This window comes from Mumia sp. zg.B53, from assembly GCF_019550935.1.
In the GTDB taxonomy this organism is placed as follows: Bacteria; Actinomycetota; Actinomycetes; order Propionibacteriales; family Nocardioidaceae; genus Mumia.
In genome coordinates, this window is record NZ_JAHWCK010000001.1 from 2,017,926 (window position 1) to 2,035,103 (window position 17,178).

Annotated in this window: 16 protein-coding genes; 11 read left to right on the plus strand and 5 right to left on the minus strand. The window is 69.9% G+C overall.

Translation table 11 applies throughout. From position 1 onward, the window contains the following. The first annotated feature begins 18 nt into the window (after positions 1 to 18). The 5 genes from KV102_RS09840 (at position 19) to KV102_RS09860 (ending at position 4,691) form a co-directional block, all read left to right on the plus strand. Entirely contained in the window at positions 19 to 1,806 is a 1,788-nt protein-coding gene (locus KV102_RS09840; RefSeq protein WP_220346065.1) for a serine hydrolase domain-containing protein, read from the plus strand. Positions 1,807 to 2,157: 351 nt separating this feature from the next. Next, entirely contained in the window at positions 2,158 to 2,349 is a 192-nt protein-coding gene (locus tag KV102_RS09845; RefSeq protein WP_220346066.1) for a hypothetical protein, read from the plus strand. Beyond that, entirely contained in the window at positions 2,333 to 3,019 is a 687-nt protein-coding gene (locus KV102_RS09850) for a molybdopterin-dependent oxidoreductase (protein WP_220346067.1), read from the plus strand. Before KV102_RS09845 ends, KV102_RS09850 begins: the two co-directional genes overlap by 17 nt. Next, entirely contained in the window at positions 3,012 to 3,647 is a 636-nt protein-coding gene (locus KV102_RS09855; RefSeq protein WP_308290286.1) for a cytochrome b/b6 domain-containing protein, read from the plus strand. Before KV102_RS09850 ends, KV102_RS09855 begins: the two co-directional genes overlap by 8 nt. A gap of 42 nt (positions 3,648 to 3,689) precedes the next feature. Beyond that, the gene (locus tag KV102_RS09860; protein WP_220346068.1) at positions 3,690 to 4,691 is read left to right on the plus strand and encodes an alkaline phosphatase family protein; all 1,002 of its coding nucleotides are present in this window, start codon (positions 3,690 to 3,692) and stop codon (positions 4,689 to 4,691) included. Here the strand turns inward: KV102_RS09860 and KV102_RS09865 are convergent. Then, complete coding sequence (locus KV102_RS09865) at positions 4,657 to 5,346, minus strand: HD domain-containing protein (protein WP_308290287.1); 690 nt, start codon at positions 5,344 to 5,346, stop codon at positions 4,657 to 4,659. The two genes, KV102_RS09860 and KV102_RS09865, sit on opposite strands and share 35 nt — an antisense overlap. An 86-nt stretch (positions 5,347 to 5,432) precedes the next feature. On the opposite strand from KV102_RS09865, the gene KV102_RS09870 reads away from it, so the two are divergent. The 5 genes from KV102_RS09870 to KV102_RS09890 all read left to right on the plus strand — a co-directional run bounded on the left by KV102_RS09870 (position 5,433) and on the right by KV102_RS09890 (position 10,755). Beyond that, entirely contained in the window at positions 5,433 to 6,764 is a 1,332-nt protein-coding gene (locus KV102_RS09870; RefSeq protein WP_220346070.1) for an FAD-binding oxidoreductase, read from the plus strand. Between the two features lie 9 nt (positions 6,765 to 6,773). Next, positions 6,774 to 7,418, plus strand: coding sequence for a bifunctional 2-polyprenyl-6-hydroxyphenol methylase/3-demethylubiquinol 3-O-methyltransferase UbiG (locus tag KV102_RS09875; protein ID WP_220346071.1), 645 nt, complete (start codon positions 6,774 to 6,776; stop codon positions 7,416 to 7,418). A gap of 118 nt (positions 7,419 to 7,536) precedes the next feature. After that, positions 7,537 to 8,916, plus strand: a complete 1,380-nt coding sequence (locus KV102_RS09880; RefSeq protein ID WP_255559649.1) for a glutamate decarboxylase — start codon at positions 7,537 to 7,539, stop codon at positions 8,914 to 8,916. 8 nt (positions 8,917 to 8,924) lie between these two features. Continuing rightward, positions 8,925 to 10,379 carry an amino acid permease gene (locus KV102_RS09885; protein WP_255559648.1) on the plus strand — a complete coding sequence of 485 codons (1,455 nt, stop codon included), beginning with the start codon at positions 8,925 to 8,927 and terminating at the stop codon, positions 10,377 to 10,379. Then, complete coding sequence (locus KV102_RS09890) at positions 10,372 to 10,755, plus strand: hypothetical protein (protein ID WP_220346073.1); 384 nt, start codon at positions 10,372 to 10,374, stop codon at positions 10,753 to 10,755. Before KV102_RS09885 ends, KV102_RS09890 begins: the two co-directional genes overlap by 8 nt. On the opposite strand, the gene KV102_RS19570 is transcribed toward KV102_RS09890, so the two are convergent. Both KV102_RS19570 and KV102_RS19575 read right to left on the minus strand, forming a co-directional pair. Continuing rightward, a complete protein-coding gene (locus tag KV102_RS19570) occupies positions 10,740 to 11,957 on the minus strand; it encodes an MFS transporter (protein WP_220346074.1) in 1,218 nt (405 codons plus the stop codon). The two genes, KV102_RS09890 and KV102_RS19570, sit on opposite strands and share 16 nt — an antisense overlap. 64 nt (positions 11,958 to 12,021) lie before the next feature. Next, entirely contained in the window at positions 12,022 to 12,711 is a 690-nt protein-coding gene (locus KV102_RS19575) for a GlxA family transcriptional regulator (protein WP_220346075.1), read from the minus strand. Here KV102_RS19575 and KV102_RS09905 point away from each other — a divergent pair. After that, positions 12,670 to 12,831, plus strand: a complete 162-nt coding sequence (locus tag KV102_RS09905) for a hypothetical protein (RefSeq protein WP_220346076.1) — start codon at positions 12,670 to 12,672, stop codon at positions 12,829 to 12,831. The genes KV102_RS19575 and KV102_RS09905 overlap by 42 nt on opposite strands. A gap of 36 nt (positions 12,832 to 12,867) precedes the next feature. Here KV102_RS09905 and KV102_RS09910 read toward each other — a convergent pair whose 3' ends face one another. Both KV102_RS09910 and KV102_RS09915 read right to left on the minus strand, forming a co-directional pair. Then, entirely contained in the window at positions 12,868 to 13,575 is a 708-nt protein-coding gene (locus KV102_RS09910; RefSeq protein ID WP_220346077.1) for a sortase domain-bontaining protein, read from the minus strand. 36 nt (positions 13,576 to 13,611) lie between these two features. Next, complete coding sequence (locus KV102_RS09915; RefSeq protein WP_220346078.1) at positions 13,612 to 17,067, minus strand: bifunctional proline dehydrogenase/L-glutamate gamma-semialdehyde dehydrogenase; 3,456 nt, start codon at positions 17,065 to 17,067, stop codon at positions 13,612 to 13,614. Positions 17,068 to 17,178: the final 111 nt, after the last annotated feature.

Consider the following 17,178-nt stretch of genomic DNA (forward strand, 5'->3'; position numbering starts at 1 on the left):
CAGGACGGAGGGGGAGCGATGCGTCGTACACGTCGGACCAGCTGGGGTGTGGCACTCGCGGCGGCGGTCGTCGTCGGATCCTTCGCCGCGCCGGCGGGAGCGGTCGACCCGCCAGGGCACGAGACCGGGCCGCCGACCGTGACCGGCGAGGACGTCCGGTTCTCACCGCCTCGGACCCTGCGCGCGGGCTCACCCGAGAAGGCAGGCCTGCTCCCCGAGCACATCGCCCGGATCATGCCCGACCTGGCCGCGTACCTGGGCACCACGCCCGAGAACCCGAACTTCCCCATGTATGCCGGAGCGGTCGCGCTCGTCGCCAAGGACGGCGTCGTCGTCGAGCACGGCGCGGTGGGCGACGCGGTGCGCTATGCGAGCGCCGACGGCACCGAGCTTCCCGAGGCCCAGCAGATCGCGATGAGCGAGGACACGATCTTCGACCTCGCCTCCATCACGAAGCTCTTCACCGTCGTCGTGACGCTCCAGCTGGTGGACCAGGGTGTCGTGGGTCTCGACACCCCGGTGGCCGACTACGTCCCCGAGTTCGCGCAGAACGGCAAGGGCGACGTCACGGTGAGGCACCTGCTGACCCACACCTCCGGTCTGCCGGCATGGATCAACCTGTACTCGGCGTACCCGACGCCGCAGGCGCGCATCGCCGCTGTCTACGCGCGGCCCCTCGTGACTCCGCCGGGCACGGCGTACGTCTACTCCGACCTCGGTCTGATCACGCTGGGCAAGCTCGCCGAACGCGTCACCGGCCAGACGCTCGACCAGCTCGTCGCCCAGCGCATCACTGAGCCGTTGGGCATGACCGACACCATGTTCAACCCGCCCGCGTCGCTGCGTCCCCGGATCGCGGCCACCGAGGACATGACGTCGATCGGCCGCGGCATGGTCCACGGCGAGGTGCACGACGAGAACGCGTGGTCGCTGGGCGGCGTTGCGGGCCACGCCGGGCTGTTCTCCACCGCCGGCGACCTCGCCGTCTTCGGTCAGATGCTGCTGAACGGCGGCCGGTACGGCAAGGAGCGGATCCTCTCCCAGGGCATCATGCGCGAGGCGATCACCGACCAGAACGTCGGCATCCCGCCCGCGATCACCTCCCGCCGCGGTCTCGGGTTCGAGCTCAACCAGTCCTTCTACATGGCCTCGCTCGACTCGCCGGTGACCTTCGGGCACACCGGGTTCACCGGCACCTCGCTGGTCCTCGACCCGTTGTCGCGGTCGCTCGTCGTCCTGCTCACCAACCGCGTCCACCCCAACCGTGCGTGGGGCTCGAACAACGGTGCTCGGCAGTCTGTGGCCCGCAACATGGGCCGCGCCATCCCCGTACGGCCGGCCGTCGGTCGTACGTCGTGGTTCGCCGGGCGACCGAGCGCCACGACGCACACGCTGACCGCGCCCCTGTCGCGGCCGGCAAAGGACTGGGCATGGTTGACGTTCCGGCTCTGGTACGACACCGAGGCCGGGTACGACGTGGGGCAGCTCGAGGCGTCCACCGACGGCGGTACGACCTGGCAGCTGGTGCCGTTCGACCTCAGGGCGGGCAAGAGCCGCTGGTCCACCGACGGCACGTTCTCCGGATTCGAAGGACGCCAGTGGTTGAAGGCGGACGCTGCCCTGCCCGCGGGCGCGACCCACGTCCGCTGGAGCTACACCGGCCTGCGAGCAACCCCGTCGCGCGGGCGGGGCGTGTACGTCGACGGTGTCATGGCGCGGGATCTCGGTGGGGCGCTGTTCAACGGCCAACGGCGGTCCGACGCTGCCCGCTTCGTCGCGGACGGCTGGGTGGAGTCGAGGAACTGACTCTCGATCAGCGCTGTCCTCCGGTGAGGGCCGCGAGTCGCCGGCCTGGACCGAGACGAAGTCCCGCGACGACGCCACCAGTGCCTGGACGACGCTCAGCCAACGATACGTCTCCGGACTCAACAGCAACCTCGCGCTGATCGAACCCTCCGACGGGCCGATCGCCGTCCAGTTGGCGAACCTGTGAGGTCGCATGGTGACTTCGACAATGAGCAGTAGAAACCTCAGCGCGAGGTGCGACGAGTCTCGCTGAGGCGATCGACTCCCTGCTCAACGATCCCACCGAGGCGGATCGGGCGGCCGGCGTGAGACGCCCTGTACGCCGTCACACACGCGTGGTTGAGTTGTCCTATGGCCAAGCCGCTGTGGGTCGTCGCTGGTGTCCTCATCGTTCTCGTGGGGCTGGTGTGGACCCTGCAGGGGGTGGGCGTCATCGAGGGCAGCGTGATGAGCAATACGACGACGTGGTCGATCATCGGCCCGATCGTCCTGCTCGCCGGCGCCCTGCTCATGGTGGTCGGTGTCCGTGGACGCAAGTCCTGAAGGCGCACCTGTCGGCCGCCGTGCGGTGCTCGGCCTGATCGGTCTGGGCGCCCTCGGGGTGATCACGGGCAGCAAGGTTCAGGCGGGGTTGAGCGAGCTGCTCGCTCCGGTCCAGCTGCGCGACCCGACCGGGTTCACGTCGATGGTTCCGCTCGGCAACACGTGGCGCTACTACTCCGTCACGGGTGAGGTCGAGCCGCGCGCCGCCGAGTCGTACACGCTCAAGGTCTCCGGCCTGGTCGACCGCCCGGCCACCTACTCGTACGCCGACCTCGAGGCGCTCCCGCAGCTGTCGTTCACCGACACCTTCCAGTGCGTGACCGGGTGGCACGTTCCCGATGTGCCGTGGCGAGGCCTGCGGGTCGCCGACCTGCTCGAACGGGCGGCGCCGACCGACGAGGCCGTCGGGGTGCGCTTCCGGTCCTTCGACGGCGTCTACTCGGTGAACATGACGCTCGACCAGGCCCGTGCGGACGACGTGATCGTGGCGCTGCGGATGTACGGCAAGCCGGTCACCCACGACCACGGTGGGCCGGTGCGGATCTACTCAGGGTCGATGTACGGCTACAAGAGCACCAAGTGGCTGTCCGAGATCGAGGTGACGCCGGACAACCGCCCGGGCTACTGGGAGGACCGCGGGTATCCACTGAACGGGATCATCGGTGAGTGACACCCTGCGCCGTTTCGCGCCCGCGGAGCAGTTGGTCCACAAACTGGTGGCGATCCTCATGGGCATCTGCCTCGTCACCGCGGCGATCCTCTACAACGGCACGCTGGCGATGGGCGTCGGATACCGCCACGTCGTCGAGCTGGTCCACGTCTGGAGTGGCCTCGCGCTCCCCGTCCCGATGCTCGTCGGCGCGGTGTCGGCCGCGTACAGGCTGGACGTACGACGCCTGAACCGGTTCACGCCGAACGACTGGCGGTGGCTACGCACGCGTACGCGCCGCGACGGCACGATCCCGGTCGGCAAGTTCAACGCAGGACAGAAGATCAACTCGTGGCTCGTGGCCGGCGCGACCGGGGTCCTGCTCGGCACAGGAGTCCTCATGTACTGGACCGGGCTCGTCCGGCTGTCCTGGCGCTCGGGCGCGACGTTCGTCCACGACTGGACGGCCCTGATGCTCGGGATCCTCGTGATCGGCCACATCGTCTACGCGCTCAAGGACCCCGAGGCCCGCCGCGGGATGCGCACCGGTCGGGTCTCCCGCAGCTGGGCCCAGGACGAGCATGCCGCGTGGCTGGACGAGATAGCCGAGGAGCCGGGTGCGTCCGAGGCCCATCAGTCGCAGAATTGAGACTTCCCGCACAGGATCTGACCAAGGACTGGGGGATTTCCAATGATCCGCCGTCGTGCAGCAGTCGTCTCATACGCCGGGCTGGCCGTCGTCGGTCTGCTGACCGCACCCGCCGCAACCGCCGCCCGCGACTCCCCGGACGACCCGGTGAACCGTGTCGTCGCGATCTCGATGGACGGCCTGAATCCCAGGGCGATCCGTGTGCTGGGCCGGTCCCGCACTCCGAACTTCCACCGGATGATGCGGCAAGGAGCGTCCACCTTGAACGCCCGTACCGCTCGCGAGCTGACCCTGACCCTGCCGAACCACACAGGCATGCTGACCGGCCGGCGGATCGACGCGCGCCGCGGCGGGCACGGGGTCTCGGTCAACACCGACACCGGCACGACCGTGCACCGCGCCGCGGGCCGATACGTCCCAAGCGTGTTCGACGTCGTGCACGACCACGGCCGTTCGACGGCACTCTTCACCGCGAAGACGAAGTTCGCGCTCTTCCAGCGCAGCTGGGGGCCCAAGATCGACCGTTTCACCGTCGACACCGACAACGCCCGACTGGTGAGAAACGTGACGGCCTCGCTGCGGCGGTCGCCTCGGACCTTCACCTTCGTCCACCTGTCGCTGCCCGACCAGGCGGGCCACGCCCGCGGCTTCATGAGTGCGGCCTACCTGCGGGCGGTCCGACGGGCCGACCGGTTGCTCGGACGGATCCTTTCGACCGTCCGTTCCCGGCCGGCGCTGCGGAAGCACACCCTGGTCGCCCTCACCGCCGACCACGGCGGCTCGGGTGCCACGCACGCCGACGCTCGTAGGGTGGCCAACTACCGGGTGCCGTTCCTGGTGTGGGGTCCGGGCGTCGCCGCCGGGCGGAACCTGTACGGCCTCAGCCGTGGTTACCGAGGCCCCGGCTCGGCCCGCACGACCTACCGCGGGCGTCAGCCGATCCGCAATGGCGACCTCGCCAACCTGGTGACCGACGTCCTCGATCTGCCTCGAGTCCCCGGGTCGACGTTCAACCGCCGTCAGCGCCTCGACGCGTTCCGCTGACCTCGGGGCCGTCGTCCTCGGACGCCTCGCCGCGGATCCACCCGCGGCGCAGGCCCTCGTCCACGAGCATGCCGGTCGCATCACCGAGGGCGGTGGATCCAGCGACGACCCCCGACTCGCGTGCGCGGATCGTGGCGAGGTTCGCGCCGGGCATCCGCCACGTCCCGCCCTCGTTGAACCAGTTGAGCACCATCGGCTCCAGCCGGTCGATCGCCTTGGCAAAGCGCGCCTCCGGTGTCGCGCCGGCCTCGAACTCGTCCCACAGCATTCGGATGTCCTGTGCCTGGTCGGCGGGCAGCAGTGGGAACAGCCGGTCGGCCGCCGATTCCTCACGCTCCCGCTGATCGAGGCGCGAGGCCGCGTCGAAGACGGGGCTGTCTCCGGCGTAGATCTCGACCAGGTCGTGGATGATGACGAGCCTCAGCGTGTGACCGACGTCGATCGGCTCGGTCGCGTGCTCCGCGAGCAGCATGACCATCAGTGCGAGGTGCCACGAGTGCTCGGCGTCGTTCTCCCGTCGATCAGCCGCCGCCAACGGCGAGGCACGAACGATCGTCTTGAGCTTGTCGGCCTCGGCGATGAAGGCAAGCTGCGCTGAGAGGCGGTCGTCGATCCCGTCCGGGAACGGGTTGCCCGTGATGATGAGGTCGTCCACCACTCGACACTCTCACGCGATGAGTTGCGCCGTCGTCGTCGGTCAGTGCTCTCAGGAACGAACGGGAGAGTGCGAGGAGCGAACCGATGGCGACCACCCGGAGACAGTCGACCCCGATCTCTGACACCGAGGTCCTGCGACCAGGCGACGACGGGTACGACGGTGCGCGTCAGGTCTGGAACGCGATGGTGGACCACCGGCCCGCGATGATCGTGCCCTGCCGTACGCCCGAAGACGTCGCCGCGGCCATCGAGCACGCCCGTCAGGAGGGCCTGGAGATCGGTGTCCGGTGCGGTGGCCACAGCGTGATCGGGCACGCGGTGCCCGACGGGGGACTGATGATCGACCTGACGCCGATGGGCGCCGTCCGTGTGGATCCGGACCGCCGACGAGCGTGGGTGCAGGGCGGCGCGCTGCTCGGCGCGCTCGACGCGGCCACCCAGCCGTACGCGCTCGCGACCACCGCCGGCAACGTCAGCCACACCGGCGTCGGCGGACTGACGCTGGGTGGCGGCATGGGGTGGCTCGCCCGTCAGTACGGCCTGGCCTGCGACAACGTCGTGTCGTTCGAGCTGGTCACGGCCGGCGGTGACATCGTCCGGGCGTCGGCCGAGGAGGAGCCGGAGCTGTTCTGGGGGCTTCGCGGTGGTGGTGGCAACTTCGGTGTCGTGACGGAGTTCGAGTTCGAGCTGCATGAGACAGGGACCCGGGCGCTCACCGTGGAGCTCGACTTCCCCGCTTCGGGTGCGGCACCCGCCGTCGCGCAGTGGCGCGACCTGAGCGCGACCGCGCCGCGGCAGGCGACGTACACGGCCGACATCGCAGGTGGTGTCGTGACGCTCGGCTTCGTCTGGATCGGTGACCCCGAGGAGGGGCGAGCGCACGCACGCGTCCTCGATGCGCTCGACACGCCCCTCGAGCGACGTGTCGACGAGCTGTCCTACATCGACCTTCAGCGCATCGGCGACTCCGTCGAAGGCCACTCGTTGCGGCGCTACTGGAAGGGGCACTACTTCCGAGAGCTCACCGATGCCGCGATCGAGGTCCTGGTGGCGCAAGACCCCGCCGTCGCGGCGAGTCTCCAAGCCTACGGCGGCGCGATCGCGGACGTGGCCGACGACGCGACCGCCTACAGCCAGCGCGGTACGGCGTTCGAGTACGTCGCCGCGGTCCGGTGGACCGATCCCACCGAGGACGAGGCGCGGATGCAGTCCGCGCGCGACGCGGGTGCGCGCCTGGAGCACTTCGCCAGCGGGGTCTACGTCAACGTGCTCAGCGACGACGGAGCCGCCGGCGTACGACGGGCGTACCCACCCGCGAAGCTCGCCCGGCTCACTGCCCTCAAGGACGCCTTCGACCCCGACAACGTCTTCCATCTCAACCAGAACATCCCGCCCTCCGGGAGCACGGCGACCTAGGATCCCAAGGTGGCCGAACCCGACTTCCTCACCCGCACGCGGACCTCGTACGACGCGCTCGCCGACGAGTATGCGACGTGGGTCCGCGAGCTGGCGACCAGTCCGTGGGACGACGCCGTGCTCGGCGTGTTCGCCCGACACGTCGCGGGGCGCGGGCGTGTGCTCGACGCGGGCTGTGGCGAGGGCCGCATCACCGCGCAGCTCGCCTCGTTCGAGGTCGATGCGCACGGGATCGACCTCAGTGCGGAGATGATCCGCAACGCGCGGGACGTCCACCCGAACCTGCGCTTCGAGGTCGGGTCGCTGACGGACCTGCGCTTCGACGACGAGTCGTACGTCGGCGTGGTCGCCTGGTACTCGCTGATCCATGTCCCGCCTGAGGCGCTGCCCGGTGCTGTCGCGGAGCTCGTTCGAGTGCTCGAGCCCGGCGGCTGGCTGCTCGCTGCGTTCCAGACCGATGCCGAGACCTTCCGTCCGAACCAGCTCAGGGACATCGCGGTGTCGCTCGAGTTCCACCGGCCAGACCCGGCCGCATTCGGCACGCTGCTGGACAGCCACGGTCTCGACGTTGATGCGACCACGGTCCGTGCCGCCGATGTCGAGGCAGGCGAGCGCACTCGCCAGGCGTACGTGCTGGCTCGCCGACGCACCTGACTTCCAGGCTGCACTGTGCGAAGGGCTGTGTTAGGACCGTAGAGCGACCGCTTCGACGAAGTGCCTCCCCCGGGTCCGGTTTCGTTGCGCTGAGTTCAGCGCGCAGTCTGGAGGAATGATGGCAGAACCAGAGGTGGGAACCCGCGAGGTCAACCCGTTGTTCGCACGTCCGGGGGAGCAGACGACCTACTCCCGCACGGCGCTGCAGGACGACCCGATGCTTCCGGAGACGGCTTATCAGATCGTGCACGACGAGGTCATGCTCGACGGCAACGCACGACTCAACCTGGCGACGTTCGTGGGCACCTGGATGGGCCCGTACGCCGAGAAGCTGTACTCGGAGACGTTCGACAAGAACATGATCGACAAGGACGAGTACCCGGCGACCGCGGCGATCGAGGAACGCTGCTGGCGGATGGTCGCCGACCTGTGGAACGCGCCTGACCCCGCCAACTCGATCGGCACCTCCACGATCGGCTCGTCCGAGGCCTGCATGCTCGCCGGTCTGGCGTTCAAGCGGCGCTGGCAGAACGCTCGCAAGGCCGCGGGCAAGCCGGCTGCTACGCCGAATCTCGTGATGAGCTCGGCGGTCCAGGTGGTGTGGGAGAAGTTCTGCAACTACTGGGACGTCGAGGCGCGCTACGTCCCGATCTCCGAGGAGCACAAGACCCTCGACGGACACGACCTCGACAAGTACGTCGACGAGAACACGATCGGCGTGGTCGTCATCATGGGTGTCACGTACACGGGCATGTACGAGCCGGTGACGAAGGTGGCGGCGGCGCTCGACGAGATCCAGAAGAGCACCGGTCTCGACGTCCCGATCCACGTGGACGGCGCCTCCGGCGGGATGATCGCCCCGTTCCTGCAGGAGGATCTCCAGTGGGACTTCCGCGTCGACCGGGTGCACTCGATCAACACCTCGGGTCACAAGTACGGTCTCGTCTACCCGGGGCTCGGCTGGGTCGTCTGGCGCTCGCGCGACCTCCTGCCCGACGACTTGATCTTCTACGTGAGCTATCTCGGCGGCGATATGCCGACGTTCGCGCTGAACTTCTCACGTCCGGGTGCGCAGGTCCTCCTGCAGTACTTCAACTTCCTGCGCCTGGGCCGCAACGGCTACACGGCCGTGCAGCAAGCCTCGCAGGACACCGCGAAGCACCTCGCCGAGGGGATCGCGCAGCACGGCGCGTTCGAGCTGTGGAACGACGGCAGCGACATCCCCGTCTTCGCGTGGCGGCTCAGGGAGGGCCACACCGACAACTGGACGCTGTACGACCTGTCGGACCGCTTGCGCACGTACGGGTGGCAGGTCCCGGCGTACCCGATGCCCGACAACCTGTCCGACCTCACCGTCCAGCGCATCGTCGTCCGCAACGGGCTGAGCATCGACCTGGCCGACAAGCTGCTCGGTGACATCGCCTCGGCCACCAAGGACCTCGACAGCCTGCCCGCCCCGATCCCCCACGCTGTGTCGAAGCAGCAGTTCCACCACTGAGGGGCATGATGAGCGACACGCGAAGCACGCCCGGGCAGAGGGCCGCCAAGGTCTACCTCTCGATGTTCCAGGTCTCGATCTTGACGGTCGTCGCCGTCGCCAGCCTGCGCAGCCTGCCGGCGATGTCGGGGTACGGGCTGGGAAGCATCACGCTCTACCTGATCCCTGCGCTGCTGTTCCTGGTGCCGACCGCGCTGGTGGCGGCAGAGCTCGCCACCGGGTGGCGCGGCGGGGTCTACGCATGGGTGCGCGAGGCGTTCGGCAACAGGTGGGGCTTTCAGGCGATCTGGCTCCAGTGGGTCCAGAACGTCGTCTGGTACCCCGTCCAGCTCGCTTTCATCGCCGCCAGCATCGCGTTCGTGTTCGGAGACAACGACCTGGCCAACTCCGGCATCTACACGGCGATCGTCATCGTCGTCTTCTACTGGATCTGCACCCTGCTGAACCTTCGTGGAGGCGGGCTCTTCGCGAAGGTCGGCTCATGGGGTGGACTCATCGGCACCCTGATCCCCGGGGTCATCCTCATCGTGCTCGGGGCGGTGTGGCTGATCGCCGGCAACAAGAGCCAGGTCCCGATGGAGACGAGCGACGTCATCCCGCCGTTCACCGGTCTCGCGAGCATCGTGCTGATCGTCAGCAACTTCCTCGCCTACGCGGGCATGGAGGTCAACGCCGTCCATGCGAACGACATGAAGCGACCGGGCAAGGAGTATCCGCGGTCGATCTTCATCGCGGCCGGTCTGATCCTTCTCGTCTTCATCCTGCCGACCCTCGCCATCGCTTTCGTCGTCCCGAAGAGCCAGCTCGGGCTGACGACCGGGATCAACATCGCGTTCCAGGCGTACTTCGACCACTGGAGCATCGGCTGGGCGACCGCGATCATCTCCGCGGCGATCGCACTGGGTGCGCTCGCATCGGTCGTCACGTGGATCGCCGGTCCGAGCAAAGGGCTGCTCGCAGCCGGTCGGACGGGCTTGCTGCCACCGTGGCTGCAGAAGGAGAACAAGGCCGGCGTGCAGATCGGGATCCTCATCTCACAGGGCGTGATCGTGACGATCCTCGCCGGGCTGTTCGTGGTGATCCCCAACGTCAGCGCGGCGTTCTTCACGCTGGTCGACATGGCAGCGGCGCTCTACCTGATCATGTACATGCTGATGTTCGCCTCCGCGATCACGCTGCGGAAGAAGGCACCGAACGTCAAGCGCGACTACCGGGTGCCGCTCATGCCGCTGGTCGCGGGGGTCGGGTTCTTCGCGTCTTTGGCGGCATTCCTGCTGGGATTCATCCCGCCGTCCGGCCTGGCGGGGATCCCGTCCAGCGCATACCCGTGGGTGATGGGCGCCGTGATCATCGTCCTGGGCGTCCCGCCGCTGCTCTTCTACGCGTTCCGAAAACCTGCCTGGGATCAGCGCGACGAGCATGAGAAGGGGCAGGCCACGGCGGGAGGGGACAGCCATGCGTGATCTGCTGAGGAGAGGCGCGCTGCTGGTCGCCGTCGTGGGACTGGCCGCGGGGTGCGGGTCGACGAACGAGGACACGGCGGACGGGTTGGCCTCTGACTTCACCAAGGCTGCCGTCGACTCGGGGGTGGCGCCGGAGATGACGCCCGAGCTGGCCAAGTCGCTCTACGGCGACGATGGCGGTGCGGTCTGCGCGGCGCTGGACGACCAGCCGGACGACGTCGCCCTGCCGTGGGCGTGGACGCGGACGCACCGGATGCCGAGCGAGCACGTGGAGGACCTCGTCGAGTACGACCGTGTTGTGGTCGAGGTCTACTGCCCCGACAAGGAGGCGACGTTCAATGCCCTCCTTGACGACCTCAACTACGACCCTGACTGAGGGCGGCGACGCCCGTCGAGCACCCCTGAGAGCGCCAGCAGGGTGATGCCCGCGAGCGGGACGACGAGCAGACCGACACGCAGGCTGGTGGCGTCGGCGATGAGACCGACGAGCGGCGGCGACACCAGGAAGCCGATCCGCATCAACCACGTCAGCAGCGTGAGACCGGTGCCGGGCTTGAACCCCGGCAGCTCGTCGGCACCGTGCATCGCCGCCGGGAACACGGTGGCGACACCGAAGCCGGCCGCTGCGAAGCCTGCGATGGTCCCCGGCACGGTGGGGAGCGCCAGAGCAGCGCCCATGCCCACGGTGGTGATGAGGCCTCCGACCCGCACGACGGCACGCTGCCCGAACCTGTCGACGAGACGGTCGCCGAGCACACGGCCGACGAACTGTGCGCCGACCAGCGCGACGTACCCGAACGCCGCGATCGACCCGGGGGCTCCGAGCGAGTCGCTCAGGTAGACCGCGGCCCACGTGCTACCCGCGTCCTCGACGAGGGCGTCCGCGACGCCGAGGAGGACGAGCGCGCCGAGCACCAGGAGCGTGCGGGGAGTGGGGCCGCCCCCGCGGGAGAGGCGTCGCACCGCGGAGGCGGCGCCCGCCTCGGTGGGCTCGAGAGGGTCCGCCTCCGGGCCGCGGAGGAGGAAGGGGAACGCCGCGACCGCGACGAGGGCGAACAGCGCGGAGGACAGCCCGAGGTGCACCGCGCGCGAGAGGCCCAGCGCGACCGCCCCGGCACCCATGAGGCCGCCGAGCACCGCGCCCGCGGACCACACCGCGTGGAAGGAGTTCAGGATCGAGCGGCCGTAACGCCGTTGCACCCGCAGCCCGTGCGCGTTCTGCGCCACGTCGGTGATGGCATCCATCGCCCCGAGGAGGAACAGCGCTGCCGCGAACGACGCGAGGGTGGGGGCGAGACCGATCCCGAACGCGCCGATCCCGGTGAGGATGGTGCCGACGACGGCGACCCGGGACGACCGGAAGCGGCGGATAAGCACGCCGGCCGCCAGGCCCGCCACCAGCGAGCCCACGGGCAGGGCGGCGATCGCGAAGCCGTACGAGGCGTTCGTGAGCTCGAGGTCGTCTTTGACGCCGGGATAGCGCGGGAGCACGTTCGCGAAGATCGCCCCGTTCGTGAGGAACAGCACGGCCACGGCGGTGCGGGCGCGACGCAGGGTCGGGTCGAGGGTCGCGGTCACCGGACGACGATAGGTCATGCGTCCGTCGGGGTCGCCCGCATTCCGTACGCTTTGCGCCGTGCGCTCAGGCATGCGCCCGTGCGTGCGCACGGCGGTAGGCCGACGGTGTCGTGCCGTAGTGGCGTACGAACGACTGCCGCAGCATCTCCGCCGAGCCGAAGCCGCACCGTCGGGCGACGACCGAGAGCGGCTCGGACGTCTCTTCGAGCAGGTGTGATGCGGCCTCCAGCCGCACCGTACGGACATAGCGTGCGGGTGTCGTCCCCAGCTCCGAGGCGAACACCCGAGCGAGGTGTCGCACGCTCACGCCCGCCACGTCGGCGAGCGCCGTGCTGTCGGCTGGAGCGGCCGGATCGGTTGTCACGTACGCGGTGACACGGCGGAGGACCGGACTGTCGGGTGCCGGCGCAGAGGTGTGGATGCTCATCTGCGCCTGGCTACCGGGACGCTGCAGATACGTGACCAGGTAGCGCGCGACCTGCCGAGCGAGCTCAGCGCCGTGGTCCTCCTCGATGAACGCCAGCGTCAGGTCGGGTGCGCTGGTGACTCCGGCAGCGGTGGCGATGGATCCGTCGCGGATGAAGATGGGCTCCGCATCGACGACGACGGACGGATGGTGCCGCGCCAGTCGTGCGGCGAACTGCCAGTGGGTCGTCCGTACCTCACCGCGGTGTTCCTCGTCGCTGGGCTCGTCGGCGCGTACGCCAGCCCGGTGCTCGCCGGCACCGTCGCCGGGGTCGGGCTGATCGGGCACGCCGCCTGGGACGCCGTCCACTGGCACGAGGATGCCGTCGTCAGCAGGCCCTTCGCGGAGTGGTGCGGGACGCTCGACCTGGTGCTCGGGGTCGGCGTGCTGGTGATCGTGCTGCGCTGAGGACGGAGCCCGCCGCTTGATGCCGCGCCGGTGAGCTCAGGAGGCCGAGGTGCGGACGAGCACGCCGATCTTGTCGATGCGGTGCTCGGGGTTGTCGAAGGCGTCGGACCAGTAGTTGCCCTGCGCGTGGTCCTCTGGCGTCGCGCAGGTCGACAGCGTGATGAAAGCACGGCGCGGCTCACGACCGGGTTGCCCGGGGACGGCTGCCCGCTGCTCGGCGAGGGAGCGGGCGGAGCGGAAGGACGTCGAGCGGGTGCGGACGATCTCGTACGTCCATCGGGTCCCGCCGGCGGTCACGTGCACCCGGTCACCGCGATCCAGGTCCGGAAGGTCGAGGAAGGCGCGCGTCGACGACAACCGGTGCGCGGTGACCTGGTAGTTGCCCACACCGCCGGGGCCGGCGCCGCCGCGAGGCCCGTGCGGACTCGCCGCGCGACCGCGGTTCTGGATGCGGGTCCCGGCGGCGTCGTCGGTCCGACCCCGGTACGCGACGACACGGAGACCGTCGACGCCGATCGCGGGCATCGAGAGGACGGCGTCGCGGGGAGGGTTCGCCGGCGTCGCAGGTCTGGCCTCGACGGGCTCGGTCGGCGCTACGGGCGGCGTCGCAGGCGACGTTGCTCGCTCGGTCGTCGAAGTGGGGGCACTCTGTGGTGGCGACGGTGTGCGCGTCTCCTGGGAAACACCGCACCCGGTGACGACCAGGCCGGCGCCTCCTGCGAGCAGGACGACGAGTCGACGCATCTCTCGACGGTACCCGCGCACTGTGGCGCGGGCGCCCTACACCGTCGGCAGCACCTGCTCCGTCAGTCCGTCGAGCGTGCCGAACCGGTGGGCGGTCATGCTCACGGCCTGCTCGTGCAGGAACGGCAGCAGCTCGACCCGCCCCGCCTCGGTCACCGCGTGCCCGTAGACGGCGAGGTCCGGTCGACCGCCCGTCGCCCGTGCCAGGGCTGCCGCGTCGCCACCGACGAGCCGGACCCGCCCGGACGGGAGCTCGGCGGCACGCGCGAACCACGCGTCCTCCGGCTCCACGACGACCGAGGCTCGTGCACGTCCGAACGCGGCGCGTACGGCGTCCGGCAGCGGCACAGCGGAGCTGGCCGAGATGGTCGACCCGGTCAGGGCGCCCGCGGCGACGACACGGATCAGCTCGACCAACGGCCGCGACCCGTCGTAGCGCACGGTGACGGGCACGGGCAGGTGGCGCAGGACGTTGCGCTCGAACGGGATGCCGGTGACATCGGTCGGGCTCCCGAGCTCGGTACGCCACGCGGCTGCGTCGCTGCGCAGCGCACGCTCGAGCGTGCGGAGGTCGTGCACAGCGGCACCCGCGGCGCCGGCCGACTCGAGGAACGGCCGCTGCACGTCGAGCACGGGGTCGGTCGCCGTGGCCTCGGCCGGCTCCCAGTCGACGAGCCCGTGGAGGTAGCTCGGGCCGCCGGCCTTCGTCCCGGCACCGACCGCCGAGCGCTTCCAGCCGCCGAACGGCTGTCGCCGTACGATCGCGCCGGTGATGCCGCGGTTGACGTAGAGGTTTCCGGCCTGCACACCGTCGACCCAGGTGGCGATCTCGTGCGGGTCGAGCGAGTGGATGCCCGCGGTGAGGCCGTACGAGGGGGCGTTCTGCAGAGCGATCGCCTCCTCGAGCGTCGCAGCCGTCATGATGCCGAGGACCGGCCCGAAGAACTCGACCAGATGGGTCTGTGAGCCCGGCGCGACGCCGACCTTCACTCCCGGCGACCAGAGCCGGCCACCGCCGTCGGGCTGGTCGGCGTCGAGCTGATGGGGCTCGACGAGCCACGACTCACCGGTCTCGAGCGAGGTGAGCGCGTCACGAAGCTTGCCGTGGACCGGCTCGATCACCGGGCCGACCTGGCTGGTGGCGTCGGTGGGGTAGCCGACCTTGAGGGAGCGGACGGCGTCGGCGAGCTGGTCGCGGAACCGGCGTGAGGTGGCGATCGGACCGACCAGGATGGCCAGCGAGGCCGCTGAGCACTTCTGTCCGGCGTGCCCGAACGCCGAGGCGACCAGGTCCTTGACCGCGAGGTCGAGGTCGGCGCTCGGGGTGACGATGATTGCGTTCTTGCCGCTCGTCTCGGCGAGCAGCGGCAGGTCGGGCCGGAACGTCCGGAACAGCTCGGCCGTCTCGTACGCACCGGTGAGGATGAGCCGGTCCACCCGCGGGTCCGAGACGAGGCGCCGCCCCAGGTCGGACTCCTCGACGTGGGCGAGGTGGAGGACGTCACGGGGGACCCCGGCGGCCCACAGCGCCTCGACGACCAGTGACCCGCACCGCTGGGCCTGGGGTGCCGGCTTCACGACCACCGACGAGCCCGACGCGAGAGCCGCGAGCATCGACCCCGCGGGGATGGCGACGGGGAAGTTCCACGGGGGCGTGACGACGGTGAGGCGCACAGGCACCGGCCGGGCACCATCGGTACGGTCGAGCATCGCGGCCGACTCGGCATAGAACCGGGCGAAGTCGATCGCCTCCGACACCTCCGGGTCTGCCTGGTCGATCGTCTTGCCGCACTCGGCCGCCATCACCTCGACGAGGTCGGCGCGACGGCGCTCGAGCTCGGCAGCGGCCTGCCGCAGCACCTCCGCACGTCCGTCGCCGCCGAGCGAGGACCACGCCGGCTGCGCGCCGACGGCCGCGGCGACGATGCTCTCCAGTGCCTCCGGCGACGTCACCGTGTGGTCGCGGACGAGGTCCTCGCCGCGGGTGGTCGTGGTGGCACGGTCGAGGATGTCGCGTGCCCACTCGCGGTTGCCCGGGAGTGCGGGGTCGGTGTCAGGGGTGTTCTCGAAGCCGGCGGGCGGTACGGGGACGCTGTCGGTACGGCGGTCCTGACGGCGGTTCGGCTCCGGGACCGTCGCGTCGAGCGCCCGGAGCGAGGCGAGGAACCGCGCCCGCTCGCGCGCGAAGAGCCGTTCGTCGCTGTCCAGGTCGAACACCGCGGACATGAAGTTCTCCTGGCTCGCGCCCTCCTCGAGGCGCCGCACCAGGTACGCGATCGCCGTGTCGAACTCCGAGGCGCGTACCACCGGCGTGTAGAGGAGCAGGTCACCGACGGTACGGCGGACGGCCTCGGCCTGGCCCTGGGCCATGCCGAGCAGCATCTCGAAGTCGACGCCGTCACGGACGCCGCGACGACCGGCGAGCAGCCACGCGAACGCGATGTCGAACAGGTTGTGCCCGGCCACACCGAGCCGGACGTTCGCGATGTGGTCGGGGTGGAGGGCGTAGTCGAGGATCCGCTTGTAGTGCGTGTCGGTCTCCTGCTTGGAGCCCCAGGTCGCGAGCGGCCAGTCGCGTACGGACGCCTCGACGGTCTCCATCGGGAGGTTCGCTCCCTTGACGAGCCTGACCTTGATCCCCGCGCCGCCGCGCGCTCGCCGAGCCGCGGCCCAGTCCTGGAGGTGCGCCATCGTCGCGAGCGTGTCGGGCAGGTAGGCCTGGAGCACGATCCCGCCCTCGAGGTCCAGCAGCTCGGGCTCGTCGAGGAGGCGGGTGAAGACGGCGACCGTCAGGTCGAGGTCACGGTACTCCTCCATGTCGAGGTTGATGAACTTCTGCGGGGACGCCGCGGCGGCACGCCGGTAGAGGGGACGGAGCTGTTCGACGACGTGGTCGACCGTCTCGTCGAACGCGAACGGGGAGTGCGGTGCCACCGTCGAGGAGACCTTGATCGACACGTAGTCGACGTCGTCGCGGGCCAGGAGACGGTGCGTCCCGTCCAGTCGACGGGCTGCCTCGCGCTCGCCGAGGACCGCCTCGCCGAGGAGGTTCACGTTGAGCCGCACTCCACGGCTGCGGATCCGGGAGATGGCCGGGCCGAGCCGGCGGTCGGAGGCGTCGACGACGAGATGGCCGACCATCGCGCGCAGGACGCGGCGGACGACCGGGATCACCAGCCCGGGGGCGACCCGCGCCGCGACGGCACCCGCCTTGACCGCTGTGCGCAGGTGCAGGGGAAGGAAGCGCGGCAGGTCGCCCGCGAGGTCGGCGAAGGCCTGCGCGGCCACGCGAGGGTCTTCGGGCCGGATCACGCCGTCGACGAAGCCGACGGCGAACGGCAGGCCCTTGGGGTCCTTCAGCACGGCCGCGAGCTGCTCGGCGGACCGGTCGGCCGGGATGTCCCTCGCGGTGTCCAGCCACTGCCGTACGAGGGACTCGACCTCGTCGGAGAGGTCGGTGGCGAGAGCGTCAGTCTCAGTGGTCGAGGTCATGAGGTTTCGCCGTCCCAGGGTCGTCGAGCGTGTCGTGTTCAGTGTGCGCTCGGGGTGTCGTTAGGTAAAGTGACGATTCTTGATGATGATCCGTCAAGATCTCTGATGAAA